We start from the raw sequence: 25855 nt of genomic DNA, 5'->3' as shown, positions 1-25855 counted from the left end.
ATTTATAAATTAATAATGACTTATAATCGAATTAGTTGTCTTCTCTTATCCAAAAAATATACCAGTGAAATTTACTTTCAATTATCTAATGATCAAACAACTATTCTTCAAAAACCTTTTCGGTATCAACAGGATTGTTTTCCTGATACAGTTTTTTACCAATTTCACCACTGTCGCCCAAAGCACGACCTTTAATCAGCCAGGCGCTTCCAAAAGCAAATAGGGCAAGAGCCTCGAGAATTAAAGTAGAATAATGGAACCATTTAAAAGTTTCAGAAATGGGAACCAGAATCACAAAAACAATAATCGAATAACCGCAAAAGCGATAAATGTTATTTTCGTTTAACATACTTTTTGAATCTTGTGTTTCATTTTCCTGACCAATCGTAAAAACGTTGATGGCTAGTAAAGCCATGATTAAGAAAAGTAAAGCTGCAAAACTATAATGAAGCCAGCCCAGCCACTTCTCAGCGTATGGAATCAAGGTGTAAGTTTTATTGAAAGAATCTTCCGGATTCATAGGAAACAGTGCTACACCAATTGCCATAATCCCGGCAATATTGGTTAGCAGATTGTCATTTTTCCAAATTGAAGGATTGCCATGACCTTTATAACGAATTAAAAATAACCCGACAGCGGCCAAAGTTCCGGTAAAGATTTCCCGAAAATTGGTGTAGTAATAATTACTGATTGAAGGTTGCAATGGTGTTTTAAAAAAAGAGATATAAGATAAACCTACTAAAAGAATTGGCAGACTGATACCCAAATACCCAATAGCACGCCTGATTCTGCGATAGGTAAAAATATCAAAGTTTTCAATTTTAACCTCTTTGTTGTTTATCTTCATAGCCAATCGATTTGGTTTTTTAGAAAGATAAAGTTAAGAGATTATTTTTTAAGTAGTTGATAATTAAATGCTAAAAGGTTTTAAGCCGTTTTTTCCGAACCTTGTTTGAGGATATTTCTCCATGGAAAAAATAGTAGACAGAGATTTTAAGAATTAAAAAGATTTTGTTTCACGCAGATTTCGCAGATTTGAGCAGATTTAAATATGGATAATTTATCCGCACATATCTGCTTAAACCTTTTTACAATCTGCGTGAAAAAATATTTAAGTACAGCTATTACCGTAAAAGTTGCCAATCTTTGTAGAGTTTCTAGTGTGGTTCTTCATTCCTTAGAATGACAAGTTTGCGCAGAAGAGTAAACAAAATAAAAAAATCCGCCTAAATCCGCGTCATCCGCGTGCCATTAGTTTCAGTATTCAAAATCTTATTTTCTAGAAAACAAATTCTCTACAACCCAAGCCGGGCCAATCATTAAGAACTGAAGATCTTTCAAGAATGAAGGTTTTTTGCCTTCAATATTATGTCCGTAGAATTGTCCAATCCAGGCGATGACAAACACGCCGATAGAGAATATCCACAACGGTACAAACTGTCCGATATAATAGTTTACAACTAAACAAAGAGCAGATAAGATAGCGATCTTAATTGCCATTGCAACTGATAATCGAATGTAAAAAATGAGTACAAAAATTAAAACGACAGCAGCCCAATTTTCGATAATCGGAGCGTTCAGTTTTAATGTATTGGCAATTATTCCGCTTGGAATACTCATCAATAAACCCACTATCGAAAAGTAAATTGCCGGCACACAAACATAGTGAATCGCTTTGTTTTTCGGGTTCTGATGACTTACGGCATATTCTGCAAACCATTGGTCTAATGTTCTCATTTTTTTTGATTTAGGTATGTAAATCTAATAAAATTTGCTTCATTTTTTTCGCAGTCTGAAAGAATTGCAAATTCAAATACAAACCTTGATTTTTACAAAATGTTTTTGCATTTTTTCTTGAAAAAAGCAAATTTAACAAAGAATAGTGAGGTGATTTAACTGATAAATAGCAACTTGAAAAATGCACAAAAATCAAAGCCAAAATTTATTTGAAATTGTGAATATCTATTTCGCAATTAATCGATTTTATTTGCGTTAAAATCTATCTTTGACATCCTTAAATTAAATAGAAATGAGCGCAGTTTGGTACGAATGCAAAGTAAAATATAGAAAAACAGATGATATTGGTGGACAAAAGGTTACGACAGAACCTTATTTGGTAGATGCCATATCTTATACAGAAGCAGAAAGTAGAATCAACGAAGAAATGGCGGCGTATGTAAGTGAAGAATTTAAAATCACGAACATCAAAGTGGCGAATTATGCTGAGATTCATCCGTTCGAAAATGCGGATCGTTGGTTTAAATCAAAAGTTTCTTTAATTGCTTTTGATGAAGAAAGTGGCAAAGAACGCAAAACGAATATGTATTTATTAGTGCAGGCGAACGATGTAAAAGAAGCCTACGATAATACTGTTTCGGTTATGAAAGGTACAATGGGCGATTATACAATCCCGGCTATATCAGAATCGCCAATTATGGATGTTTTCCCGTATTTCAGTGGAGAAGAAGGAGATTTAGAACAAATCGAAAGATTCAATGCGCTTAAAGGTTCAAAACCAGAATTAGTAGCAGTAGGTGATATGGGCGAAAGTATTGAAGATTTGGTTGAAGCTGATAGTGAGTAATCCATCAAGATCATAAATTTATAAAGAGGACTTTTTTGGGTCCTCTTTTTTTGTTTAAAAAATATAATTATTAGCTAAGTTTGCCGGAGACAATTAACAATTAATAATTTACAATTGATAATTATACTCAAAAACCCCATCCCATAAAGCATCAATCGTGACAAGAGCCTTGTCTAACGAAACAACTTCCCATTTTCCATTCGTCTCAACGCCAAGACCAATGTTTGTTAGTTTATCTAAAGCATCTTTAACATCAAAATCAAGATCTGTATTTAACGTGTCTTTAAACCAGGATTCAATTTGATCATCAAGTTCTTCAGTAGTTAAAGGTTTTTCGCTTTTGTATAAAAACGTATACGCTAAAATGGTTTCCTTAAGTACTTCTTCTTCAGATGAATTTAAAAGAGAATAAAAAGCACCACTGTTATTTCCGAGATTTTTAAAATACAAACTGTCTGAAAGTATTTTCGAGTATCGAATTTTCTTATTTACAAAATTGTTGTATTGACGAAAACAATAAAGAGATAGAATTCCTAATGCGATTAATCCCTGATTTAAGGAAGTCTTACTGTTCAACAAATCAATCGCTTCGCCAGTTTCATAAGCGCCATACATATTAATCAATGCCGGAATTACTTTCGCACTTAACAATGAAATTCCACCAAAAATTCCCGGAATCCAAAGCAACATTTTATCTTTCAGAGACATTCTCGGAATGGCGTTTGGAAAAATGGTTTCCAAATCATTTTTAGGAACACGTTTAAAGATTTTCAAAACAACCGAACCCGGTTCAATTGGCATTTTGCCGAATTTAACTTTCTTTTCTTTTAGAAAATTAGTGTCGTTGTAATGCAGGTAAATCAGTACACGATCGTAATATTCGATTTCGACTTCTTTCTTCCAAAAAAAATATTTCTTTACCTTTTCTTTTGCTGTATGCTGCCCGCGAACATAGAATTCATAATCTTTAAAAGCATTAAAATCAATAGAAAGATTTAGGCCAATTAAATCTGATTCCTTAAAAGCAATATCTAAAGTTTCCTGATCAATACGTGTATAATTTCCGAGTTCTAAAACGGTTAAAAGTGTTTTTTTGAAAACCAAAAAATCACTTTTTCCTATGAAGTTTTTACGTTCTTTATTGCTTAAATCCGGATCGAACAAAGCGTAGTTTTGTTTCAGGTTTCGATTTAGATTAAAAGCTTCGTAATGGTAATAATGCTCGATAATATCGAATAATTTTTTAAAATCATCAGCCTTTTTAGGATCTTGGGCAAAAGCAGTAAGTTGTTGTTCGAGTAAGAATTCCTTATTAAAGGGAATATAATGTTCTCGTGTCATGTTTTGTGTTTCTTGGGGTACTAAGGTTCAAAGATACATCTTTTTTAAAGGTTCATAGGTTCATAGTGACAAAGGTGCAAAGGTTTTTTCTTAAAGATTTAAAGGTTATATTTAGTTTGTTATCATGAGATTAAAAGCTAACTAACTAATTACACTCTACTGTAGAGATAGTTCTGTTTCAGTATGTAATGCACAAACCCAATTATTATTTTCTTTAATCCAGGTGGAAGTACAAACACATTTCATGGAGGTGTTTTGTTTATTGTCCGCCATTTCTAATTCTATTTGGTATGCTGCCACTGCTGTATTTTCAGTAAGTAATTGCGTTTCTACATCAGAAATAGTCAATACTTTTATTTTATTACCATCAGTTGATTCAAACATCTTTTTAAAGGTGGCTTCATCTACACTTTGCAGACCCGTTTTGCCAGCTATTATACAAGGAAAATGAGTAAGATTTTTTACCGTTTCATAATCGTGATTTTCCATTCCCTGCCAGTATTTTTTTTCCAGTTCAATAATTTGCGTTTCCATAATTATCTTTACTTAGGTTAAACAGTAATACAAAGTTTACAATAATATTAAAATACATCTACACTTTTAACATAGATTTAATGGATTGTGAGAAGAATAATATATTGATTATAAGATGATTTGCATAAAAATTCGGAGATTATATTATCTTAATTTATTCTTTTTCCAGCTCAAAATTAGCCAATATGTGGATCTTGAAAGAAAGTAGAAATTTGTTGTTCGTGTAAGGATTCCTTATTAAAGGGAATATAACATTCTAGTGTCATATCAATTTGGGCTTGATTATCCTGGCATTTACAGAACGCAAAAAAATACCACCCGAAATTTGATTTTTGGGTGGTAAATTTGATTTTTTTTAGTTTTAAAGAGACAGTATCTTTATAGTTGGTTGCTTTTATTAACCTTTATAAAGCTGCTTTCATTTGCTGCATCAAGTTGTTTTCTTTGGTCAGAGGTTAAAAATGCTTTTACATTTTCAGAAAGCTGTGTTGATAATTGGGTATATTGAGTTTTTTTATCATCATCATTTAGTGCAGAATTAGTAAATAACTTGTCCATTTTTGCGTAAGATGAAAAACATGTTTTTGCTATTTTATTTTCTTGTTGTTTTGATAAAGAAACGATTTGTTTCATTTCGTCAGTTATTGCTTTCATCATTGTATATTGATGATATTGCTTTTGCTGAGTCGGTTTTAAGATACTATCTATAGCCGTTTGTTGCTGGACAGCAGCCACTAAATATGCTTGTTTGCTTTTTTTATAATTTAGATTTTCTTGCCATTGCTTTTCTATCAACCTAATTGCACTAACCTGTTTTGTCGTTAAATCAGTATACTTATAGACATCGTCACTGTTGTGAATTTTTATTTCTTGTGCCTTTATGGTTATTGTTGCACAAAAAAACAGTAATCCTGAGATATATTTTTTCATTATTTATTTACTGTTAGTATTGTTCAATTAAACAGTTATGATTTAATCAGGGATTAATGTGCCCATTAATGTTGATGGACAAGTATTTCCTTCCCATGAATAGGTACCTCCACAAGATCCTGGAGTATTTGCGGAATTATAGAAATCAGATATACTTACTGTAAAATTATATTTAGTGCCCTTAACTACATTTATTCGGGTAAGTAAGGTTGTACACTCAGGATTAGTTCCGATATTAAAAGACCCCATTGGTGTTGACATACCTGTCGCAATTGTTGATCCATTTGAAAGCAAATTAATTTGTGTATTTGTAAATGCAAGTGTAGCTGACATTTGGTATGAAGTATAACTTAGCCAGGTATAAGCTGCTAACTGCAGTATTAATTTTCCCGTTGCAGGTGCTGTATAACTGATATTAGTAAGGCCAGGAACAGCAGATGGTGATGATGTTGGAGCTCCTGCTGAGCTTTTGCCTGAACTTTGTACAAAAAATGCAATACTAGAAGATCCTGGTATATTTGCTAAAGGTTTCCAGATTATATTTCCTGCATTATCTGCAGACGTGGCAACATAACCAGTTCCCGGTGCTAGACCATCAAGACCTTGACTAATTTGTGCTGTTTGTGTACTTGTTTTGCCGGTTGCCGTGATATTTGCGGCATTATTTATATTTTTCCCATTCATTAACAAATCTTTTGTTGCAGAATGATCTCCTAAGTTATCACCACCAAAGTTTGCTCGTGACACATATTTTAAAACGCCATTAGCATCACTTACTAATACATTATCAGTAGCAGCACCTGCTTGCAATCCTTGAATGGCGAGAGTATAAGCAGAAGTTGTGGTTAGAACAGAAGATTTCATTAAAGTGCCTCCTAATTGGATGTAACCATCGCTTGCTGTCAAACCATTATTTGCGTAAGGACTAATATTTAATTTTTCTCCATATTGTGTTACTACTGTTTTTGTCTGAGCTATTATGAATCCACATTGGATTAATAACAATAAGCATATTAATTTTTTCATTTTAAATAATTTAGCTGTTTTTAGAATTTTAATGATCAAATACCAGGAATAAAATTTTTTAGTTTTAAGTCGTAAAAATCAGTGCAAAATTAATGTGTTAATGCGGGGGTTTTTGTCTGAGAAAGTTTAAGTTATAATAGAATAGGGTTATTTTATTTTGGTTTTAAATTACTTAAAATAAGAGTGTTAGTAGGTAGTATCAGGTTTAAATAAAAAAGATCTGATAGTATATATAAGCGTCAGTTTGAAGCAAAGAGGACTTGAAACATAGAATTGTCCTTAAGAAGTTGGTACAAAAATCTGCTTATTATCTTTAGATTTAAAATTAATTCTCAATTTTAGATATAAAAAAAGCGCAAATACCAGGATACTTGCGCTTAAAAAAAAACTATTTGGCAACGGTTAAAGTTCAAAAAAATAAAAGTGAGAACCTATCGTTACCGATCGTCTCACTTTTGCCCCAAAAAATAGTATTAAACAATCAAGGTCTTCTACCTACTGAAAACCATGATAAAATATGTTCCACCATATGGATGCAAGTATAGGAATTAATAAGAACTAAGCATCAGGTATTTATACGGGTTTTTATTTAGTAAGTATTGTTTTTTCTTGTTTATATTTCTTCTTAAAAATTACAACTGGCAAAAGTAGAATCTCATTCGTCAAACTCTTCTTAATAAAACTACAATTGTGACAGGAGCTATTTCTATTAGCCTACCTTACAAAAAAACAAATGGGCATAGAAGAGAAGGTTAGGAGCGTAGAAGTACTGTTTGATCGTCTTGAAATTGAAATTAAAACCTTTCAGTCTGAAACAGATTTACATTGTAATGCTGGTTGTGGCAAATGCTGTTCGACGCCTAGTATTGATGCTTCTCCATTAGAGTTTTTACCGTGGGCATTTCATTTATTTTTGAATGGCAAAGCCGAAGAAACCTTAAAAGAGTTAAACAGCATTGCTGCTAAAAATTGTTTTTTATACCGCTCACTTTCCATTCTGGAATACCACAAAGGAAGTTGCAGTAATTACCGTTATCGCGGTTTAATTTGCCGTCTTTTTGGTTACGGTGCCACGACAGATAAATTTGGAAAACTAAGATTAGCCACGTGCAAAATTATAAAAGAAGAACAGCAAGAAAACTTTATGAAAGCAGAAGAATCGATTAACAAAGGAACAGCTATTCCTGTTTTTACCCATTATTATATGCAGTTAGCGCAAATTGATCTTAGAATGGGCGTTACCTTGCTTCCCATAAATGATGCTTTGAAAATAGCGATTGAAGAAGTTTTGCATTATTATGCTTACAGGCCATTTCCTGGTGGGTTGGAGCATATTGCTTAAAGTGAAAAAATAGTTTTGGAACGACTCATCACATGGATATTACGCAACGTAACATCAAAAATCCTGCAATAGGTTTATTCCTTATTGTTGTAAATTTGATTGACATGATTTGACAAGTAATCCAATCATTTTAAACAAAATCATAATAGATATGGAAAATACAACCACTACCAAAACTCAAAATTTCTTCAGAATACTTTTAGGACTCTTTATGATTACCGCAGCAATGGGGCATTTTAGTTTTCAGCGAATTGATTTTCAGGCACAAGTTCCGAATTGGGTTCCGATGGATAAAGATCTTGTAGTAGTACTTTCGGGAATTGTAGAATTGGCAATTGGCCTGACGCTGATTTTTCTAACCCGTTATAAAGTACAAATAGGTATTGGGCTTGCTGTATTTTATGTGCTGGTTTTTCCTGGAAATATTGCTCAATATCTAAACGGAACAGACGCTCTGGGCATGAACACGGATCAGGCCCGATTGATTCGTTTGTTTTTTCAGCCTGTTTTGATTTTGTGGGCTCTGTGGAGTACGGGGGCGTTGGCTTTTTTGAAAAAGAAAATTTAGTCTACTCTTACTTTATTTTTTCTCTTACGCTCGCGCTAGAGGAGGAGATTATTTCGACATTAAAATAAAATCTAATATGGTTTCAACAATTATTTTAAGCCAGTTTTTCTTTTTATTTGGTGCTTCTGTTTTTTTCATGTCTTTATACTTAGGAAATATCTGTAAAGATATATTTTTTTAGTACGAGACAATTTTTCTTACTCGGATTAGCAAATCTGGGCTATCTTCTTTGAGTTGTGACAATGGAGGTTCTTTAATTAGAAAAATTTATAGATTGTGGATACCCATTGTTTAATTATCTAATTGCCACATTTTTTCAATTATCTAATTCTCAAATTATCTTATTTTCTAATTCCCAAATTCCCTAAATTTGCGACTTATGAAAAAAGCTTTCCAACTCTTCGACTTTACCCAAAAAGTCAATTATAAAAACGAAATTTTAGCCGGATTAACTGTTGCCATGACCATGATTCCAGAATCATTGTCGTTTGCTATTTTGGCTGGATTTCCGCCTTTGGTGGGTTTGTATGCCGCTTTTATTGCGGGTTTGGTAACAGCAATTTTTGGAGGAAGACCAGGAATGATTTCGGGAGGAGCAGGAGCAACTGTGATTGTTTTGATTGCTTTGATGAAATCGCACGGAATTGAATATGTTTTTGCAGCCGTTGCGGTGGGCGGCGTAGTGCAAATTTGCATCGGACTTTTTAAACTCGGAAAATTTATTCGGTTGGTTCCGCAGCCTGTAATGTTTGGCTTTGTAAACGGTTTGGCAGTTGTGATTTTTATGTCGCAGCTGGAGCAGTTTAAAACCATTGTGAACGGTCAGGTTTCGTGGCTTCAGGGAACACCACTCTATATTATGTTGGGACTGGTCGCGCTGACGATTGCAATTGTTTTGATTTTTCCTAAAATAACAAAAGCAGTTCCAGCGTCTTTAGTGGCAATTATGGTTGTTTTTGCTTTGGTTATTATCTTTAATATCGAAACTAAAACTGTTGAAGACATTGCTTCTGTTCAAGGCGGTTTTCCACCTTTTCATATTCCGGATATTCCAGTTTCTTTTGAAACTTTTAAAGTGATATTTCCTTATTCTGTAATCGTTGCTGCGGTTGGTTTAACAGAAGGTTTGCTTACGCTGAATTTAGTTGATGAAATCACCGGAACTCGTGGAAACAGCAACAGAGAATGTATTGCGCAGGGAAGTTCAAATATCTTAAACGGTTTCTTCTTCGGAATGGGAGGTTGTCCAATGATCGCACAGACTTTAGTAAATCTTGGAGCAGGTTCAAGAGCCAGACTTTCGGGAATTATTGCTGCGTTGACTATTTTATTGATTATCCTTTTTGGAGCGCCAATAATCGGAAAATTACCTATGGCAGCGTTGGTGGGCGTTATGATGATGGTAGCGATTACAACTTTTGAATGGGCGAGTTTCAAAGTCATCAACAAAATGCCAAAACACGATATTTTCGTTGGAATCCTGGTTGCAGTTGTGACTATCTTACTTCACAATTTGGCTTTGGCAGTATTAATTGGAGTGATAATTTCAGCTTTGGTTTTTGCGTGGGAAAGTGCAAAAAGAATCCGTGCACGTCATTTTATCGATGAAGCCGGAATCAAACATTATGAAATTTATGGACCGTTGTTTTTTGGTTCGATTGCCGCCTTTATGGAGAAATTCGACATACAAAACGACCCAAATCATATTATTATAGACTTCAAAGAAAGTCGCATTGCTGATATGTCGGCCATAGAAGCATTGAACAATTTAACTAAGAAATACAATCAGCTTAATAAAGTTGTCGAACTCAAACATCTAAGTGAAGACTGCAGAACCTTACTCAAAAATGCCGAAGCAGTTATACAAGTAAATGTGATCGAAGATCCTACGTATAAAGTGGTTTCTTAATTTTTAATTGATAAATCAAAAAATTCCTCCAACCGAAACTTTTTTAACTTCTGATATTAATTGTCCATCATTAGTAAAACCTTCAATTAAAACCTGTATTTCTTTTTGCTGATTCTTTGGAATTTTAATTTGAAAGTCCTGATGGTCGTTTAGCTCGATGTTTGGCGACCAGTTCAATGTGCCGAAATAATTAAATTCATCCTGATTTTCAAATGGAGCAGTTTTGTAATTGAGGTTTTTTGCGAAACCTTTTGTTACGATTAGCGTTGTAAATTTTGGTTTGAAATAATTGTTACTTTGTCCGGTTTTCATGAAAATTTTAATTGTTCCATGCCCTGTAATTGAAGTATCAGAACTTCCAGTCTGATCAATGTAGATTTCATCTACCTGATCTAACGTTATATTGAAAAGCTGATTAAAATCGAATACCAGAAAATTGTCAATGTAAATATTTGGAGAACTCGCTGATTCACCAAGAAAAGAACTTCTCTTCTCTTTTACATATACAGTAAAGTCAGTTGGGCTAACACCTGCATTATAGCCATTTGAAGACAGAAAACTCAAGACACTTCTGTATTCTTTGCCATCAAATTTAAAGGCTTTAGCCATAAGACTCATGTCCGATTTATGAGTAAAAACTTCTTTTTTGAAGGTATTTTTTATTGCTACTTCTTTTAATTCACTAGCTTTTACTTTAGGTGGCTGGAAATCAAAAACATTATCAGCGCTTTTTATTACAGGACAAAATGTTTTTTCGAATGATGGTCCCAAAACAAATCGAGGTTCATTTCGGGCAATTCGGGCTTCTATTTTAGTTGTTACAGTAATGTTTTTTTCATTCGTCATTTGTAAAGCTAAAACAGTCGAATCCTGAACAAAAAAATGTTCAAATTTAAAATCATTATTCTGATCGATAGTTGTTTGCTCAAATAGATTATTTTTTAATGCAACAAGAGAAATTTTGTTATTAGAATTCGGCTTTAGTTCTTTCTCTACTTTGCCATTTATAGTAACTCCTTTTTCAAATTCAAAACTGATTTTTGGCGGCCCTGATTTAATATTCTCCCATAAATATTTCCCTTTGTTCTGATTAAGCAATAATAGCTCTATGTCTTTTCTTCGGGTTTTATTGTCCGGATTAAAATAAAAATAAGTATCGGGTTCTGGTTTTTCTAAATAGGCATTTAGGTAAAAAGTGCCTAAAATTGTTTTTTTTAGGTTGAGGCAGACGCTCTTTTCAGGAAGAACACTAATGCTTAAATATGCTTTATTCACGTCAGCTTTTCCGGATAATATAATGCTGTCGTTAGACATTGTTTTTGCATTTAATGTCGTAGACGGATTTCCCCCCTCCTCAATATACGTTAACCTTTCTGTGATTTCATTTAGATCTTCATCCAATACCCTAATGGCATTTACTCCATTTGATAAATATTTTTTGTCAAAATAAAATGGTTGTTCCGTTTTGTTATTGTTGAAGGTAACTTCCTGCTGCATCGAATTTCCATTTTGTTGAATAAGGACTGTAAATTTTTTATTTTGATAAGATTGACGCCCTTTTTCATTTGTCTTTAGAATAACAAGTAAATTGAGGTTTGCCGGATTATTAGGAGCACTTAAAATAAGTCCAGTTTCTGCAATTTTCCCCAGAGGTTGTGTTATTTTTAATTTGTCATTATTAATTTTAAGAGTGTATTTTTCGCTTAAATCGGCTTTTAGATAAAAAACTCCGTATCCCATTTGGTTGGTATGAAAGTGCGTAATTTCATTTGATTTGGAATCCAAAATAATACCATCCGCTATTTCTATACCTGTTTTATTGCAGTCTGTAATCTTAATACCAATCGTATTAACGATATCATTTAATATAATTCCGCCTTCGGGGAATAAGCTTATTTCTGCTGTTTTCCAATCAGGTTCTTTGGTTTCAAATGTATAGCGTGTTTTTTTATCAATAATTTCAATCGTCTGATTAAAGGAATCATCTTCTTTAAAATTATTCATCCAGTTTGTATAGAAATGAAAGTGATATTTACCAGACTTAAATTTTTCATTTAAATGAATCCCACCAGAAAAAACGCCATATTGTGCAAAGAGTAGTTGTTTCTCAACGATTTGGTCTTCTTCATTATAAACAACTAATTGAACATTAGTAGTGTTGCTGTTTGGGATATTATTGTTTTTACTGAGAATGTATCCTTTAAAGGCAATATCTTCATCATTTGTAAAAAGGCTTTTGTTGAATTGTATATGGATAATCTCACGGTCCTGAAAGAAATAATCATTAAGGTATTTAGTAATTTTATCCTGATTGGAAGTAGTCTGTGCGAAAGATTGTAAACAGTATAGAAAACTAAAAAACGTGATGATTAATTTCATACAGAGAAAATATTAAAGGCAATTTTGATATTGTAATTAAAGTTATAAATTTAGCTATAATATTAATCTGTAATAGTTAAAAAAATATATAATGCTTTTAAATATTATTAAAATGTAGTAGTAAATAAGAGTATAAAAATTAGATGCCAATCTTAATTTGTCAATGTAGTAATTGGATAATGCTATAGATTGCGTATAATAATTATCTAATTATCTAATTGGCACATTATCTAATTTGTAAGCATGTTGCTCACTTCACTGAACTTACCATCAACTTCTTCGATTTTTAATCCCAAAATATGTGCAATTAAAGGATAGACTGAAACGTTTTGAAAGGTTTTAACTTCTTTATCTACTTTGAACGCCGGGCCTTTTGCATAGAAAATAGCGTGCATGTCTTTTTCTTTATTGTCGTAACCGTGGGTTCCGCCTTTTATGTTTTGCGTCTTCTTGTTTACTAAACTGTATCCTTTTTTGGCTTCAATAACAAAATCATGCACACGCGGATTTGTTCCGTAGTGCAATCTCTTCGGTACTTCGGTGGATCTCCAGAATTTGATATGCGGTACTTTTTTCAGGGCTTTAGCAATCGAATCCTGAAAGCCCGGTTTTACCTGTAAACTCATAATTGGGTTAATTACGTCTTTGTAACCCAGCCATTCCGGTTTTAGATAATCTAAAATGGCTACTTTTTTATCATTGCTGATATCAGCCATTCCGTGATCAGAAACAATAATTAAATTAATTTGTTTTCCAATGGCCAATTGATCCAGTTTGGATGATAATTGTCCCATAACCGAATCCATTTTGATGACCATTTTTTCGTTTTCTGGAGAAAGTGGTCCAAAATTATGTCCTGTATGATCTGGTTCGTCAAAATATAAAGTAATCAAATGCGGGCGTTGTTTTTCAGGAAGTTCTAACCATTTTATGACGGTATCAATTCTGTTTCCGTACGGAATCTTATCATCATAGTTTTTGTAAATACCCGGTCTTTTTTTATCCGTATCTGATCCCGGCCAAAAGAAAGAAGCACTTTTTACGCCTTGTTGTTCCGCTACATTCCAAATCGGATTTCCTCCATAAAAACGGGAATCATTTTTAGCATTTGTCGACAATGAAAATGATTCATTCAAAGCGCTATCATAAAAAACATTATTAATGATCCCATGATGATCCGGATAAAGTCCCGTTACAATCGCATAATGATTCGGAAAAGTTTTGCTTGGATAAGAAGGTCTCATTGATTTGGCGTGAACACCTTCTTTGGCTATTTTATTGAGGTTGTGAAGCTTAAAATGTTTGGCATAATCCCAACGAAATCCATCCATCGAAACCAAAACGACATACGCGTCTTTACTGGATTGTGAATAAGAAAAAGTGGAAAGAAGTAATAAAGTAAAAGATAATAGGTGAGTAGTGAATTTTCTCATTTTGCAATTTTAATAGAACCGCAAAGGTAGAGATAAGAGATTTTTTAAAGAAAAAGAGAATGTTAAATAAAAAAATAGCCACGAATTCACGAATTTTTTGCAAATGCTTTGTTTGAAAAAAATTAGTAGCCACAGATTTCACAGATTAAAAGGATTATAATCTGTGTAATCTGTAGCACAAAAAATTAAGCACAAAGATTTGAATACTTAATTCGTGAATTCGTGGCTAAAAAAAACGCCAGATAAAAATCTGGCGTTTTAAGTTTTAAGAAAAGAACGATTACATCATTCCTGGCATACCGCCACCCATTGGCATTCCGCCAGCACTTTCTTCTTTAATATCAATTAATGCACATTCTGTAGTAAGGATCATTCCAGAAACAGATGCAGCATTTTCTAATGCAACACGAGTTACTTTTTTAGGATCGATAATTCCAGCTTTTAGCATGTCTACATATTCGTCAGTTTTAGCATTGTATCCAAAATCACCAGAACCTTCACCAACTTTTGCTACTACTACAGAACCTTCAAGACCTGCATTTTCAACAATAGTTCTTAATGGAGATTCAACAGCACGAGCTACGATTTGAATTCCGGTTGCTTCGTCAGCATTATCTGCTTTAAGATCTGCTAGCGCCGCTTTTGCTCTTAATAAAGCAACACCACCACCAGCAACAATTCCTTCTTCAACAGCAGCACGAGTTGCGTGTAACGCATCGTCAACTCTGTCTTTTTTCTCTTTCATTTCAACTTCAGAAGCAGCACCAACATAAAGAACGGCAACACCACCAGCTAATTTAGCCAAACGCTCCTGCAATTTTTCTTTATCATAATCAGATGTAGTAGTTTCCATCTGAGCTTTAATTTGGTTTACTCTGTTTTTGATGATGTCAGCTTCGCCAGCACCACTTACAATTGTAGTATTGTCTTTATCGATAGAAACTTTTTTTGCAGTTCCTAACATTTCGATAGTTGTATTTTCAAGAGTGTATCCTCTTTCTTCAGAGATTACAGTTCCACCAGTTAAGATTGCGATATCTTCTAACATTGCTTTTCTTCTGTCTCCAAAACCAGGAGCTTTTACAGCAGCAATTTTCAAAGCACCTCTTAATTTGTTTACTACCAAAGTAGAAAGAGCTTCTCCGTCAACATCTTCAGCAATAATCAATAATGGTTTTCCTGATTGTGCAACTGGCTCTAAAACCGGAAGTAATTCTTTTAAAGAAGAAACTTTTTTGTCGTATAATAAGATGTATGGAGAGTCTAATTCAACTTCCATTTTCTCTGGGTTTGTTACGAAGTAAGGAGAAAGATATCCTCTGTCAAACTGCATACCTTCAACAACGTCCACGTATGTGTCTGTTCCTTTAGCTTCTTCAACAGTGATAACACCTTCTTTTCCTACTTTAGCGAAAGCTGTAGCGATTAGTTCCCCAATCACTTCGTCGTTATTTGCAGAGATAGAAGCAATTTGTTTGATTTTATCAGAATCACTTCCAACCACTTTAGCTTGTTTAGCTAAGTCAGCAACGATAGCTTCAACCGCTTTATCGATACCACGTTTCAAATCCATTGGATTTGCACCTGCAGCAACGTTCTTCAAACCTTCTTTAACGATTGCCTGAGCTAAAACTGTAGCAGTTGTAGTTCCGTCACCCGCCAAATCATTCGTTTTAGAAGCTACTTCTTTAACCATTTGCGCACCCATGTTTTCTAATGGGTCTTTTAATTCGATTTCTTTTGCAACAGAAACACCATCTTTAGTAACAGTTGGTCCACCAAATGATTTTCCGATAATTACGTTACGACCTTTTGGTCCAAGAGTTACTTTTACAGCATTTGCTAATGCATCAACACCACGTTTTAATCCGTCACGTGCTTCAATATCAAATTTTATATCTTTTGCCATTTTTGTTTTTTGTTTTATTATGTTTCAAGTTTGAAAGTTTCAAGTTTCAAGTTTTTTGTTCCCCCTTTGGGGGTTAGGGGGCTATATTATTGCAAGAATGTCATCCTCGCGCATAATCAAATAATCAGTTCCTTCCAATTTTAATTCTGTTCCTGCATATTTACCATAAAGTACAGTATCGCCAACTTTTACGGTCATTGTATGATCTTTAGATCCGTTTCCTACTGCCACAACAGTTCCTTTTTGTGGTTTTTCTTTGGCAGTATCTGGAATAAAAATACCTGACGCAGTTTTTGTTTCAGCTGCAACAGGCTCAATAAGTACGCGATCTGAAAGCGGTTTAATGTTTAAGGCCATGATTTTATAATGTTATAAGTTATACGTTTTTTAATGTTCAATAAACTTTCAGAAATTGTGCCATGCTAGTAAAACTGACATTATTTCTTAAAAAAAATGCCAGCTTTGACAGGCTGGCATTGTATATTTTATTTCAAAACTATTATTTCGCTGCTGGCGTTGCCGGAGCAGGAGTTTGTTGAACTGGTGCAGCTGGTGTAGTTGCAGGAGCTTCTGTTTTTTCAATAAGTTTAGAATCAGTATCACTTAATGATCCTGTGAAACTTAAGCTTGAAAGCAAAATTAAAGCAATCAGAATAGTAGCTAGTGTCCAGGTACTTTTATCTAAAAAGTCAGTTGTTTTTTGTACTCCACCTAACATTTGAGTTCCGCTAATTGTAGACGATAATCCGCCTCCTTTAGGGTTTTGAACCATGATTACTACGATCAATAGAAAACAAACTATTGTGATTAAAACTAAAAAAATTGAAAATGTGCTCATTGCTTAATTATTATTGTTATTTTGTTGTAAAATCTTAATATCCGAAATACGGTCTGCAAAGAAACTAATTTTTTCTGGATATTTCAAAATTAATATTTCATATGCTTGTATGGCTTTTGTATATTTTTTTTGTTCCAAATATACTCTGGCCAAAGTTTCAGTCATTAGGTAAGAATTCTCTTCTTTATCACTGTCTAATTGTACCGCTGGCGTTATTGCAGTCTGTCTTATCGGAGAAATTTTCGGGTTTGCCTCAATAAATTTATTGATTATTTCTGCTTTTTTCTTCTTCTCTTCGTCAATTGTTTCAGATTCAGTTACATTTTCAATCGTGTTTTCTACTTTTTCAATTGATTCTGCTTCTTCAGGAGCGTCTTTTGTCCGGTCAATAGGTTCTGTTTTGGCTAACTGAAGCCATTCCTGAAAAGAGTGTTTTTCATTAGCAGAAAAATCCAAAGGTTTTCCGATTTCCAGATTTTCTTCGGCTGTTTTTACTGTTTCTGAAACTTCTATTTCTTCTGGCTCTTCACTCGCTTGTGGTTCGTCAATTACAGGTACCTCTTCAAAAACAACTGTCGTAGCTTCTTGTAGTGAATTATATGTGGACTCTTCAATTGGCTCAACTCTTATGCTCGGTATTTCTTCCTCTACAATTTCATCAAAGAAAGTTGGAGTCGGTTCCTTTATAATAGGTGTAGTTTCAATAATTGGATTCGTTTCAATAATTGGAGTATCTTCAATAGTTGGCGTTGCTTCCTCAAAAGAATCTAAAGTCGGCTCTTCGATAACCAGCTCGATCGGTTTTTCGTCCACTTTTAAAGGTTCTTCAAAAGTAGTGGGTGCCACTTCTTCAAAAGAATCTAAAGTCGGCTGTTCGATAATCGCCTCAATTATTTTTTCTTCAACTTCTAAAGATTCTTCAAGTGTAACTGCTGTTACTTCTTTAAAAGAATCTAAAATAGCTTGCTCCGTAACTGTTTCAATTGGGTTTTCTTCAACTTCTACAGGTTCTTCAGCGGTAATAGTAACTACTTCTTCAAAAGAATCTAAAGTAGGTATAATTGTATCAATCGGTTTGTATTCAATTTTTACAGGCTCTTCAAAAGTAACATTTGTCGCTTCTGTAAAAGAATCTAAAATTGGTTCTTCTGTAACTGCATCAACTGAGTTTTCTTCAATTGTTAGAGGAACTTCAACAGTATCATTTGTTGGTTCTCTAAAAGAATCTAAAGAAGGTTCTTCAATAACAGGATCAATGAGATTTTCTTCTATTTTTGAAGGATCTTCAAAAGTAACTCCTGTAGCTTCTTTAATAGAATTTAAAATGGACTGCTCGATTGGATCAACGCGAACTTCGGCTAATTTCTTTTTTTCTTCTGCTAAGACAATTTCGCTGTCAAAAACAGTAATATTTAAAAGATCCTGAAGTTTTTTATCATAATATTCACCTTGAATAGAAGTGAAAGTCTCTGAAGTAATAAAATCAAATAAGACTGTACGATCTGTTGTGTGAGCCGCTGTAACTTTTAAAGCAAAATTATACTTGAAACTATTTTGATTATAAAGACCTTTTAATCGCAATGCCCGTGCACTTTGAAAATACGGAAATTCATTCAAAACATTGCCTAATGCTTCCGCCTGCTTTTCTGTAATAGCATCGGGTTTGTTCATTAAGTATGTATAATCAGTTACATTCATTTCTTTTTTGTTTAATCGTTTATTTGTTTAACTGTTGAATCGTTTTTTTCTAAAACCGATTTAACGATTAACCGATTCAACAAATCAACATTTCTTTACCATTTAGCCAATGACTCATTGAAAATATCCTGAGTGATTCTTTCAAAAATAGTCGTAATCGCTGTATTTAAAACAGAACCTGTTGGCAGTGATGCTCCGGGAAAGTCGTAATAAAATTCAAATGTTTTCTCGAAATCATCAGTTTCTTTTTTTCTGTTCGAAAATCTGACATTTACACGAATCGTCAAACGGTTTTGTGCCGCCTGCTGATCTGCAGTCGCAGTCATTGGCGTAATTCTGTAATCTACAATTTCACCTTCGTAGGTTAAGTCACCACTATTACTAACCAGGTTTAAGTTGGTTTGATTCATAATTAAATCCTGCAAAGCCAGTGTAAATTGTCTGTCAATTCCAGGCTCAATCAAATCAGCATTGTTCTGAAAAAAGTTAACCTGAAAAGTTTTGGCATCGATTGTTCCGGTTCCGGTAAAGTTGTAAACGTTGCAACCACTTAATAAAAAGAGGCTGATAAAGGCTAATAAAGAATATATTTTTTTCATAAATCAATAGTTGGGAAATTCCAATCTTTGGAAGGAAATTCCAATTTATAAATTCCAAATTCCAATTGGAATCTATTTTTTTTCAAATATACTAATTTGAAATTGGATTTATTTTGAAGTTTGCCGTTTCAAAATTGGAATTTGGATTTTCCTTCTTTGGATTTTTTTAAGCGTTGGAATTTGGAATTTATTTTTTTGGAATTTCCTATTTATAGGTCAAATTGCTTAATTTTTCGATATAAAGTTCTTTCCGAAATCCCTAATTCATCAGCCGCCGCTTTTCGTTTTCCTTTATTTTTTTCTAATGATTTTTTAATCATTTCGATTTCTTTTTGTTCTAAACGTAAAATTTCTTCTTCTTCAATGGTTTCGGCATCTAAGTAATTATTATCATCTTGTACGCGGTAATTATCTTCGCGTGTTGCAGGTGTCATAACCGCTGTTCTTGGTTCTTCTTCAAAATCAATTTCGCTGTCATTTTCCTGAGAACCGTATATTTTCTGAATCAAATTCGGATTGATGTCCTGTACTTTTGAATTACCGTTTTTCATTAATTCTAATGTCAGCTTCTTCAAATCGTTCAAATCACTTTTCATATCAAAAAGAACTTTATACAGAATGTCTCGTTCTGTACTGAAATCATCTTTTTTCTTATCGCTAATTACAGAAGGTAAATTGCTTCCTTCAGTAGGTAAATACGATCGTAAAGTAGCTAATGTAATATCACGATTCGTTTCCAAAACCGAAATTTGCTCGGCTACATTTCGCAATTGACGAATATTTCCGTTCCATCTGAATTTTTGCAAAAGCTGAACTGCATCATCATCCAATTTCAACGGAGGCATTTTATATTTATGAGCAAAATCGGCTACAAACTTTCGGAACAACAAATGAATGTCTTCATTTCTTTCACGTAAAGGTGGTAAAGTGATTTCGACAGTCGTTAAACGATAATACAAATCCTCGCGGAATTTTCCTTTTTCAATCGCATTAAAAAGATTCACATTGGTTGCTGCTACAATTCTCACGTTCGTTTTCTGAACCTGAGACGAACCAACTTTTATGAATTCTCCATTTTCAAGAACACGAAGCAAACGAACCTGAGTTGTCAATGGCAATTCTCCAACTTCATCCAGAAAAATGGTTCCGCCATCGGCTACTTCAAAATAACCTTCACGGGTGCTTGTAGCTCCTGTAAAAGCGCCTTTTTCGTGGCCAAAAAGTTCACTGTCAATTGTTCCCTCCGGAATAGCTCCACAGTTTACAGCGATATATTTGCCATGCTTTCTGTGCGAAAGCGAATGGATAATTCTCGGAATATTTTCTTTACCAACACCACTTTCCCCAGTCACCATTACCGAAATATCAGTAGGAGCAACCTGAATGGCTTTTTCGATGGCGCGATTTAATTTTGGGTCATTGCCAATAATCTCAAATCGTTGTTTTATTGCTTGAACTGTTTCCATGTATGTTTTTTGTCTTTTGCCACAGATTAAAAGATTAACTCAGATTCTCTAAATTATAAAATATATCTTTTATATTGAAGAGATTTTGTTTGAAAGTTAATAAGTAACCCTAATTCTGAATGTGACAATTTTATATAGTTTAAAATCTGAGCAATATGTTCACTCGAAAATTCTTTTATCGCTTTTACCTCTAGAACAATGTCTTCGTTAACTATGAAATCCGCATAAAATTTATGAGTTAAGATTCTGCCTTTATATTCAATAGAATATTCCTTCTCTCTTTCAAACGGAATGTTGTTTTCTCTAAATTCTATTTCTAAAGCATCTTTATAGACTATTTCTAATAATCCAGGTCCAAGATTTTTATGAACCTCCATACATAATCCAATAATCTTATAAGTTTCTTTTTCTCTATAATATTGCATATATAAATTTATTTTTACCATTAAATTTAAAATAAGAAAAATAATACAAAAAAATCATTTTAATCGTTAAATCTGTGGCAAAAAAAATTAATTCATGCTACTCAGCCCTACAGCTTCACCTTTTAAGGTTCCACTAGTACAACTTATAATTTTTACATTTACGAAATCTCCAATTTTATAGTTTTCTTTTGGAAAAACAACCGTAATACTTTGAGAGTTTCTTCCTGAAAATTCATCTTTTGATTTTTTAGAAACTTTTTCGACCAAAACTTCTACAATTTGCCCAACGTATTCCTCACTTCTAAACCAGGCGTGTTTTTGTTGTAAGTCGACAATTTCCTGTAATCTTCTGGCTTTGGTTTCTTCCGGAACATCATCTTCCATTTTTCTTCCTGCCAAAGTTCCAGGGCGCTCAGAATACGAATACATATAACCGAAATTATATTTTACATATTCCATCAAACTCATAGTGTCCTGGTGATCTTCTTCCGTTTCGGTTGGGAAACCGGCAATCATATCTTGCGAAATCGAAGCATTTGGAATAATAGTCCTGATTTTATCAATCAAAGTCATGTATTCTTCACGAGTATGCAGACGATTCATTTCTTTTAAAATTCTGTTACTTCCAGATTGAACGGGCAAGTGAATGTGTTTACAGATATTTGGATATTTCGCAATAACATGCAAAACACTTTCGTGCATATCCTGCGGATTAGAAGTCGAAAATCTTATGCGCATTTTAGGAAAACCAACCGCAACCATTTCAAGCAATTGATCAAAATCAACTGCAGTTGCTTTTTGCATTTCAGAAGCATTTACAAAATCCTTCTTCAAACCGCCTCCGTACCAAAGATAACTGTCAACGTTTTGACCTAAAAGTGTAATCTCCTTAAAACCTTTATCCCATAAATCCTGAATTTCAGTCATAATACTTTGAGGTTCACGACTACGCTCACGGCCACGTGTAAAAGGTACAACGCAAAACGTACACATATTATCGCAACCACGTGTGATCGAAACCAACGCGGTAATTCCGTTACTCATCAAACGAACCGGCGAAATATCTCCGTACGTTTCGTCTTTTGATAAAATTACATTGATGGCGTCGCGGCCTTCTTCAACTTCTGCCAATAAATTAGGTAAATCTTTGTAAGCATCAGGACCAACAACAAGGTCGACTATTTTTTCTTCCTCCAGAAACTGACTTTTCAAACGCTCGGCCATACAGCCCAAAACGCCTACTTTCATTTTCGGGTTAATACGTTTTACCGCATTATATTTTTCCAGACGCTTACGAATAGTCTGCTCCGCCTTATCTCGAATTGAGCAGGTGTTAACTAAAACTAAATCAGCATCTTCAAGGGTTTGTGTAGTGTTATATCCGTTTATTGATAAAATAGAAGCTACGACTTCACTGTCCGAAAAATTCATCGCACAACCGTAACTTTCTATAAAAAGTTTCTTTGTATTCTCAGGTTTATTCTCTAAAACAAGACTTTCGCCCTGTTTGCTTTCTTCAATAATCTTTTCCATTGTATAATTTCAAAGTGCAAAGATAACGCAAAAGGTATAAATATGACAAGATGGCAGAGAAAAGATTTTAGATTTTAGAGTTAAGATTTTAGATCTACCTGTAGGAGCCGCAAAAGATCTTTTTTAATGTAAGTAAGGAATTTAAAATATATTAACCAGAAGATTAAAACTCAAAGTAATTCTCAAAGCTTTGTGAATTTCCTCTGAAACTTTTCAGCTTAAATTAAAACTTAGCGAACTTTGTATAAATCTTTGTGGACTTTGTGGTTAAATTTTTATTTAAGAAGCTATTCCAGCTTTCCGTTTCATCCCGATAGTTATCGGGACATAAAACAAGCTATTTTTCTAAGCCACAAAACGAGCTTCCTCCGGTCGCTGTTTTATGGCAAGAAAAATCAGCTTTTTTTATTCCGGGCTTTCCACTGCAATCTGGGCTAGAAATAACCCTAAAATCTAAGATGTTTATCCATAAATTAAAAGTAAAAATCATCTCAAAGCTTTGTGCAATTCCTCCTCTGAAATTGTTCAGTTTAACTAAAGCTTGGCGACCTTTGCGTAAACCCTTGCGACCTTTGCGGTTAAATTTACTACACGAAATACATGTAGATTAAATAATCTAAAATCTAAAGTCTGAAATCTAAAATTCTAAATAAAAGCACATTCTTGATACATAATCCATTTAAAATTATACCTATATATATAATAGGTGAGAATACAGATAAATCTGCAATTTTTAGAAACATAATATCAAAATAACTCAAAAATGCATTATCAAGGTTGATATTTAAAAAAAACTTCTACTTTTGTTGCAGAAAAATAGATCAATGGCAAAGAATTTAGTAATAGTGGAATCACCTGCAAAGGCGAAAACGATAGAGAAATTTCTAGGAAGTGATTTTCAGGTCGAGTCAAGTTATGGACATATAGCCGACTTACCATCAAAGGAAATAGGAGTAGATGTAGAGAATGGATTTAAACCTAAATACGAAGTTTCTCCTGATAAAAAAGCCCTGGTAAGTAAACTAAAAACACTATCTAAAAATGCCGAAATGGTTTGGTTGGCAAGTGATGAGGACCGCGAAGGAGAAGCTATTTCATGGCACTTGGCGGAAGAACTAAAACTAGATATAAAAAAAACCAAAAGAATTGTTTTTCACGAGATTACCAAGTCAGCTATTCTTAAAGCAATCGACAATCCAAGAGAAATTGATTATAACTTAGTAAACGCACAACAGGCACGTCGTGTTTTAGACCGTTTAGTAGGTTACGAATTGTCTCCGGTTTTATGGAGAAAAATTAAAGGCGGACTTTCTGCCGGACGTGTACAATCTGTTTCTGTTCGTCTGATTGTAGAGAGAGAACGTGAAATTCAGAATTTTAAAGCCATAGCGAGTTATTCAATTGTAGCAGAATTTGTGAATGAAGCAGGAAAAGCTTTCAAAGCTAAATTGCCAAAAAACTTCAATACTAAAAAAGAAGCCGAAGATTTCTTAAAACAAAACATCGGATCTAAATATAAGGTAGCCGATTTAGAAACTAAACCTACCAAAAAATCTCCAACAGCACCTTTTACAACTTCAACTCTTCAGCAGGAAGCAGCCCGAAAATTGTATTTGCCAGTAGGAATCACCATGCAGCTTGCACAACGTTTATACGAAGCCGGACTTATTACTTATATGAGAACGGATAGTGTGAACCTTTCTAAAGATGCAATGGATGCCGCTGAAGCTGAAATTATAAAATCATACGGGAAAGAATTTTCGAAACCGAGAACTTTTGCAAACAAGAGTAAAGGAGCACAAGAAGCGCACGAAGCAATTCGTCCGACTGATATGTCGCGCCACACAGTAAACATTGACCGTGATCAGGCTCGTTTGTATGATTTGATCTGGAAAAGAACATTGGCCTCTCAAATGAGCGATGCACAATTAGAAAGAACAAACGTAAAAATTGAAGCGAATAATCACAGTGAAATTTTTACAGCTTCAGGAGAAGTTTTACTTTTTGAAGGTTTTCTTAAAGTATATCTTGAAGGACACGATGATGACGAGGAAGAACAAGAAGGAATGTTGCCAGCGTTGAAAGTAAACGAAAAACTGGCTAACAACTATATTACAGCTACAGAACGATATTCAAGACCACCGGCACGTTATACAGAGGCTTCTTTGGTGAAAAAATTAGAAGAATTAGGAATTGGACGTCCGTCTACGTACGCACCAACTATTTCGACGATCATCAACAGAAATTATGTTGAAAAAGGAACATTGGAAGGTCAGGAACGTAATTATACACAACTTACTTTGCAGGCTGATAAAGTTGGTGAGAAGTTGCTGAAAGAAAATACAGGTTCTGATAAAGGAAAATTGGTTCCTACAGATATCGGAACAATTGTTACTGATTTCCTTGTTAAGAATTTCGGAAACATACTTGATTATAATTTCACTGCAAAAGTAGAGCAGGATTTTGACGAAATTGCAGAAGGAAATATTGACTGGGCAACCATGATGCAGGAATTCTACGATAAATTTCACCCAAATGTTAAAGATGTTGAAGCAAATGCTGAGAGAGAAAGTGGTGAAAGAATTCTGGGTAAAGATGCAGATGGAAGACAAGTATCTGTTCGCTTAGGAAAATTTGGTCCAATGGCTCAAATTGGAGAAGCGGATGATGAAGATAAAAAGTTCGCCAGCTTAATGGCAGACCAAAATATTGGAAATATTACTTTAGAAGATGCTTTAAATTTATTTTTATTACCTAAAAACTTAGGAGAATATAAAGGAGAAGAAGTTGAAGTAAGTAATGGGCGCTACGGACCTTATGTACGTCATGGAAGTGTTTTTATTTCACTGCCAAGAGGGGAAGATCCATTAGCTGTTACAAAAGAAAGAGCTCAGGAGTTAATTGATGAAAAAGCACTTGCTGATGCGCCAATTGCAGTTTACAAAGGAGAATCAGTTCAAAAAGGTGTGGGACGTTTTGGTCCGTTTATCAAATGGAATGGTCTTTTTGTAAATGTGAGCAAAAAATACAATTTTGATAATTTATCGCAGGCTGATGTTGAGGAATTGATTGAAGATAAATTACAGAAAAACATAGATAAAGTGCTTCACAATTGGGAAGACGAAGGAATTCTGGTTGAGAAAGCACGTTGGGGGCGCTCTGTTATTACAAAAGGTAAAATCAAAATTGAATTAAGCAAAGATGTTGATGCAACGAAATTAACATTGGCTGAAGTTCAGGAAATGATCGCCAAAAAGACTCCGGCAAAAAAAACACCAGCAAAAAAAGCAACAACAGCAAAGAAAGCTCCGGCTAAAAAACCAGCTGCTAAAAAGAAATAA

21 protein-coding genes are annotated in these 25855 nt (G+C 34.0%); 5 read left to right on the top strand and 16 right to left on the bottom strand.

Annotated elements, in window-relative coordinates; translation table 11 throughout:
• Positions 1 to 100: 100 nt before the first annotated feature.
• Complete coding sequence (locus B0A65_RS09225) at positions 101 to 847, bottom strand: hypothetical protein (protein WP_074659855.1); 747 nt, start codon at positions 845 to 847, stop codon at positions 101 to 103.
• 425 nt (positions 848 to 1272) lie between these two features.
• Positions 1273 to 1737, bottom strand: a complete 465-nt coding sequence (locus B0A65_RS09220; RefSeq protein ID WP_074659856.1) for an Mpo1 family 2-hydroxy fatty acid dioxygenase — start codon at positions 1735 to 1737, stop codon at positions 1273 to 1275.
• Between the two features lie 292 nt (positions 1738 to 2029).
• On the opposite strand from B0A65_RS09220, the gene B0A65_RS09210 reads away from it, so the two are divergent.
• A complete protein-coding gene (locus B0A65_RS09210; protein WP_074659858.1) occupies positions 2030 to 2584 on the top strand; it encodes a DUF4494 domain-containing protein in 555 nt (184 codons plus the stop codon).
• Between the two features lie 108 nt (positions 2585 to 2692).
• Here the strand turns inward: B0A65_RS09210 and B0A65_RS09205 are convergent, their stop codons facing one another.
• From B0A65_RS09205 to B0A65_RS09190, 4 genes are all read right to left on the bottom strand, one after another.
• The gene (locus B0A65_RS09205) at positions 2693 to 3925 is read right to left on the bottom strand and encodes a TMEM143 family protein (protein WP_074659859.1); all 1233 of its coding nucleotides are present in this window, start codon (positions 3923 to 3925) and stop codon (positions 2693 to 2695) included.
• 156 nt (positions 3926 to 4081) lie between these two features.
• Positions 4082 to 4459: a nuclear transport factor 2 family protein gene (locus B0A65_RS09200; protein WP_074659860.1), complete on the bottom strand. Its 378-nt coding sequence runs from the start codon at positions 4457 to 4459 to the stop codon at positions 4082 to 4084.
• A 378-nt stretch (positions 4460 to 4837) separates the two neighbouring features.
• Entirely contained in the window at positions 4838 to 5389 is a 552-nt protein-coding gene (locus B0A65_RS09195; protein WP_074659861.1) for a hypothetical protein, read from the bottom strand.
• Positions 5390 to 5431: 42 nt separating this feature from the next.
• Positions 5432 to 6394 carry a hypothetical protein gene (locus tag B0A65_RS09190; RefSeq protein WP_123890309.1) on the bottom strand — a complete coding sequence of 321 codons (963 nt, stop codon included), beginning with the start codon at positions 6392 to 6394 and terminating at the stop codon, positions 5432 to 5434.
• Between the two features lie 754 nt (positions 6395 to 7148).
• Here B0A65_RS09190 and B0A65_RS09185 point away from each other — a divergent pair.
• From B0A65_RS09185 to B0A65_RS09175, 3 genes are all read left to right on the top strand, one after another.
• Positions 7149 to 7757 carry a YkgJ family cysteine cluster protein gene (locus B0A65_RS09185; protein ID WP_074659863.1) on the top strand — a complete coding sequence of 203 codons (609 nt, stop codon included), beginning with the start codon at positions 7149 to 7151 and terminating at the stop codon, positions 7755 to 7757.
• A gap of 151 nt (positions 7758 to 7908) precedes the next feature.
• Positions 7909 to 8325, top strand: coding sequence for a DoxX family protein (locus B0A65_RS09180; RefSeq protein ID WP_074659864.1), 417 nt, complete (start codon positions 7909 to 7911; stop codon positions 8323 to 8325).
• 379 nt (positions 8326 to 8704) lie between these two features.
• Positions 8705 to 10234, top strand: a complete 1530-nt coding sequence (locus tag B0A65_RS09175; RefSeq protein WP_074659865.1) for a SulP family inorganic anion transporter — start codon at positions 8705 to 8707, stop codon at positions 10232 to 10234.
• Positions 10235 to 10249: 15 nt separating this feature from the next.
• Here B0A65_RS09175 and B0A65_RS09170 read toward each other — a convergent pair whose 3' ends face one another.
• The 10 genes from B0A65_RS09170 to miaB form a co-directional block, all read right to left on the bottom strand.
• Positions 10250 to 12613, bottom strand: a complete 2364-nt coding sequence (locus tag B0A65_RS09170) for a hypothetical protein (protein ID WP_074659866.1) — start codon at positions 12611 to 12613, stop codon at positions 10250 to 10252.
• A 230-nt stretch (positions 12614 to 12843) separates the two neighbouring features.
• Positions 12844 to 14046 (bottom strand): alkaline phosphatase family protein, encoded by a 1203-nt coding sequence (locus B0A65_RS09165; RefSeq protein ID WP_074659867.1) that lies wholly within the window; start codon positions 14044 to 14046, stop codon positions 12844 to 12846.
• 280 nt (positions 14047 to 14326) lie between these two features.
• Positions 14327 to 15955 carry a chaperonin GroEL gene (gene groL, locus B0A65_RS09160; protein WP_074659868.1) on the bottom strand — a complete coding sequence of 543 codons (1629 nt, stop codon included), beginning with the start codon at positions 15953 to 15955 and terminating at the stop codon, positions 14327 to 14329.
• A gap of 81 nt (positions 15956 to 16036) precedes the next feature.
• On the bottom strand, positions 16037 to 16312 hold the full coding sequence (locus B0A65_RS09155) for a co-chaperone GroES (protein ID WP_012023920.1): 276 nt from the start codon (positions 16310 to 16312) through the stop codon (positions 16037 to 16039).
• Positions 16313 to 16454: 142 nt separating this feature from the next.
• Entirely contained in the window at positions 16455 to 16793 is a 339-nt protein-coding gene (gene secG, locus B0A65_RS09150; protein ID WP_026985706.1) for a preprotein translocase subunit SecG, read from the bottom strand.
• Between the two features lie 3 nt (positions 16794 to 16796).
• Positions 16797 to 18491 carry a tetratricopeptide repeat protein gene (locus tag B0A65_RS09145; protein ID WP_074659869.1) on the bottom strand — a complete coding sequence of 565 codons (1695 nt, stop codon included), beginning with the start codon at positions 18489 to 18491 and terminating at the stop codon, positions 16797 to 16799.
• A 95-nt stretch (positions 18492 to 18586) separates the two neighbouring features.
• Positions 18587 to 19090 (bottom strand): LptE family protein, encoded by a 504-nt coding sequence (locus tag B0A65_RS09140; protein ID WP_074659870.1) that lies wholly within the window; start codon positions 19088 to 19090, stop codon positions 18587 to 18589.
• Positions 19091 to 19299: 209 nt separating this feature from the next.
• Complete coding sequence (locus B0A65_RS09135) at positions 19300 to 20556, bottom strand: sigma-54 interaction domain-containing protein (protein ID WP_074659871.1); 1257 nt, start codon at positions 20554 to 20556, stop codon at positions 19300 to 19302.
• A 53-nt stretch (positions 20557 to 20609) separates the two neighbouring features.
• Positions 20610 to 20981 (bottom strand): GxxExxY protein, encoded by a 372-nt coding sequence (locus B0A65_RS09130; RefSeq protein ID WP_074659992.1) that lies wholly within the window; start codon positions 20979 to 20981, stop codon positions 20610 to 20612.
• Positions 20982 to 21068: 87 nt separating this feature from the next.
• Complete coding sequence (gene miaB / locus B0A65_RS09125; protein ID WP_074659872.1) at positions 21069 to 22514, bottom strand: tRNA (N6-isopentenyl adenosine(37)-C2)-methylthiotransferase MiaB; 1446 nt, start codon at positions 22512 to 22514, stop codon at positions 21069 to 21071.
• A gap of 824 nt (positions 22515 to 23338) precedes the next feature.
• On the opposite strand from miaB, the gene topA reads away from it, so the two are divergent.
• Positions 23339 to 25855 carry a type I DNA topoisomerase gene (gene topA, locus B0A65_RS09120; protein WP_074659873.1) on the top strand — a complete coding sequence of 839 codons (2517 nt, stop codon included), beginning with the start codon at positions 23339 to 23341 and terminating at the stop codon, positions 25853 to 25855.

Origin of the sequence: Flavobacterium frigidimaris, assembly GCF_002217275.1 — a bacterium.
Taxonomy (GTDB): domain Bacteria; phylum Bacteroidota; class Bacteroidia; order Flavobacteriales; family Flavobacteriaceae; genus Flavobacterium; species Flavobacterium aquidurense.
Note: the sequence above shows the minus strand (reverse complement) of the source record. Positions and strands in the feature narration are given on the sequence as shown.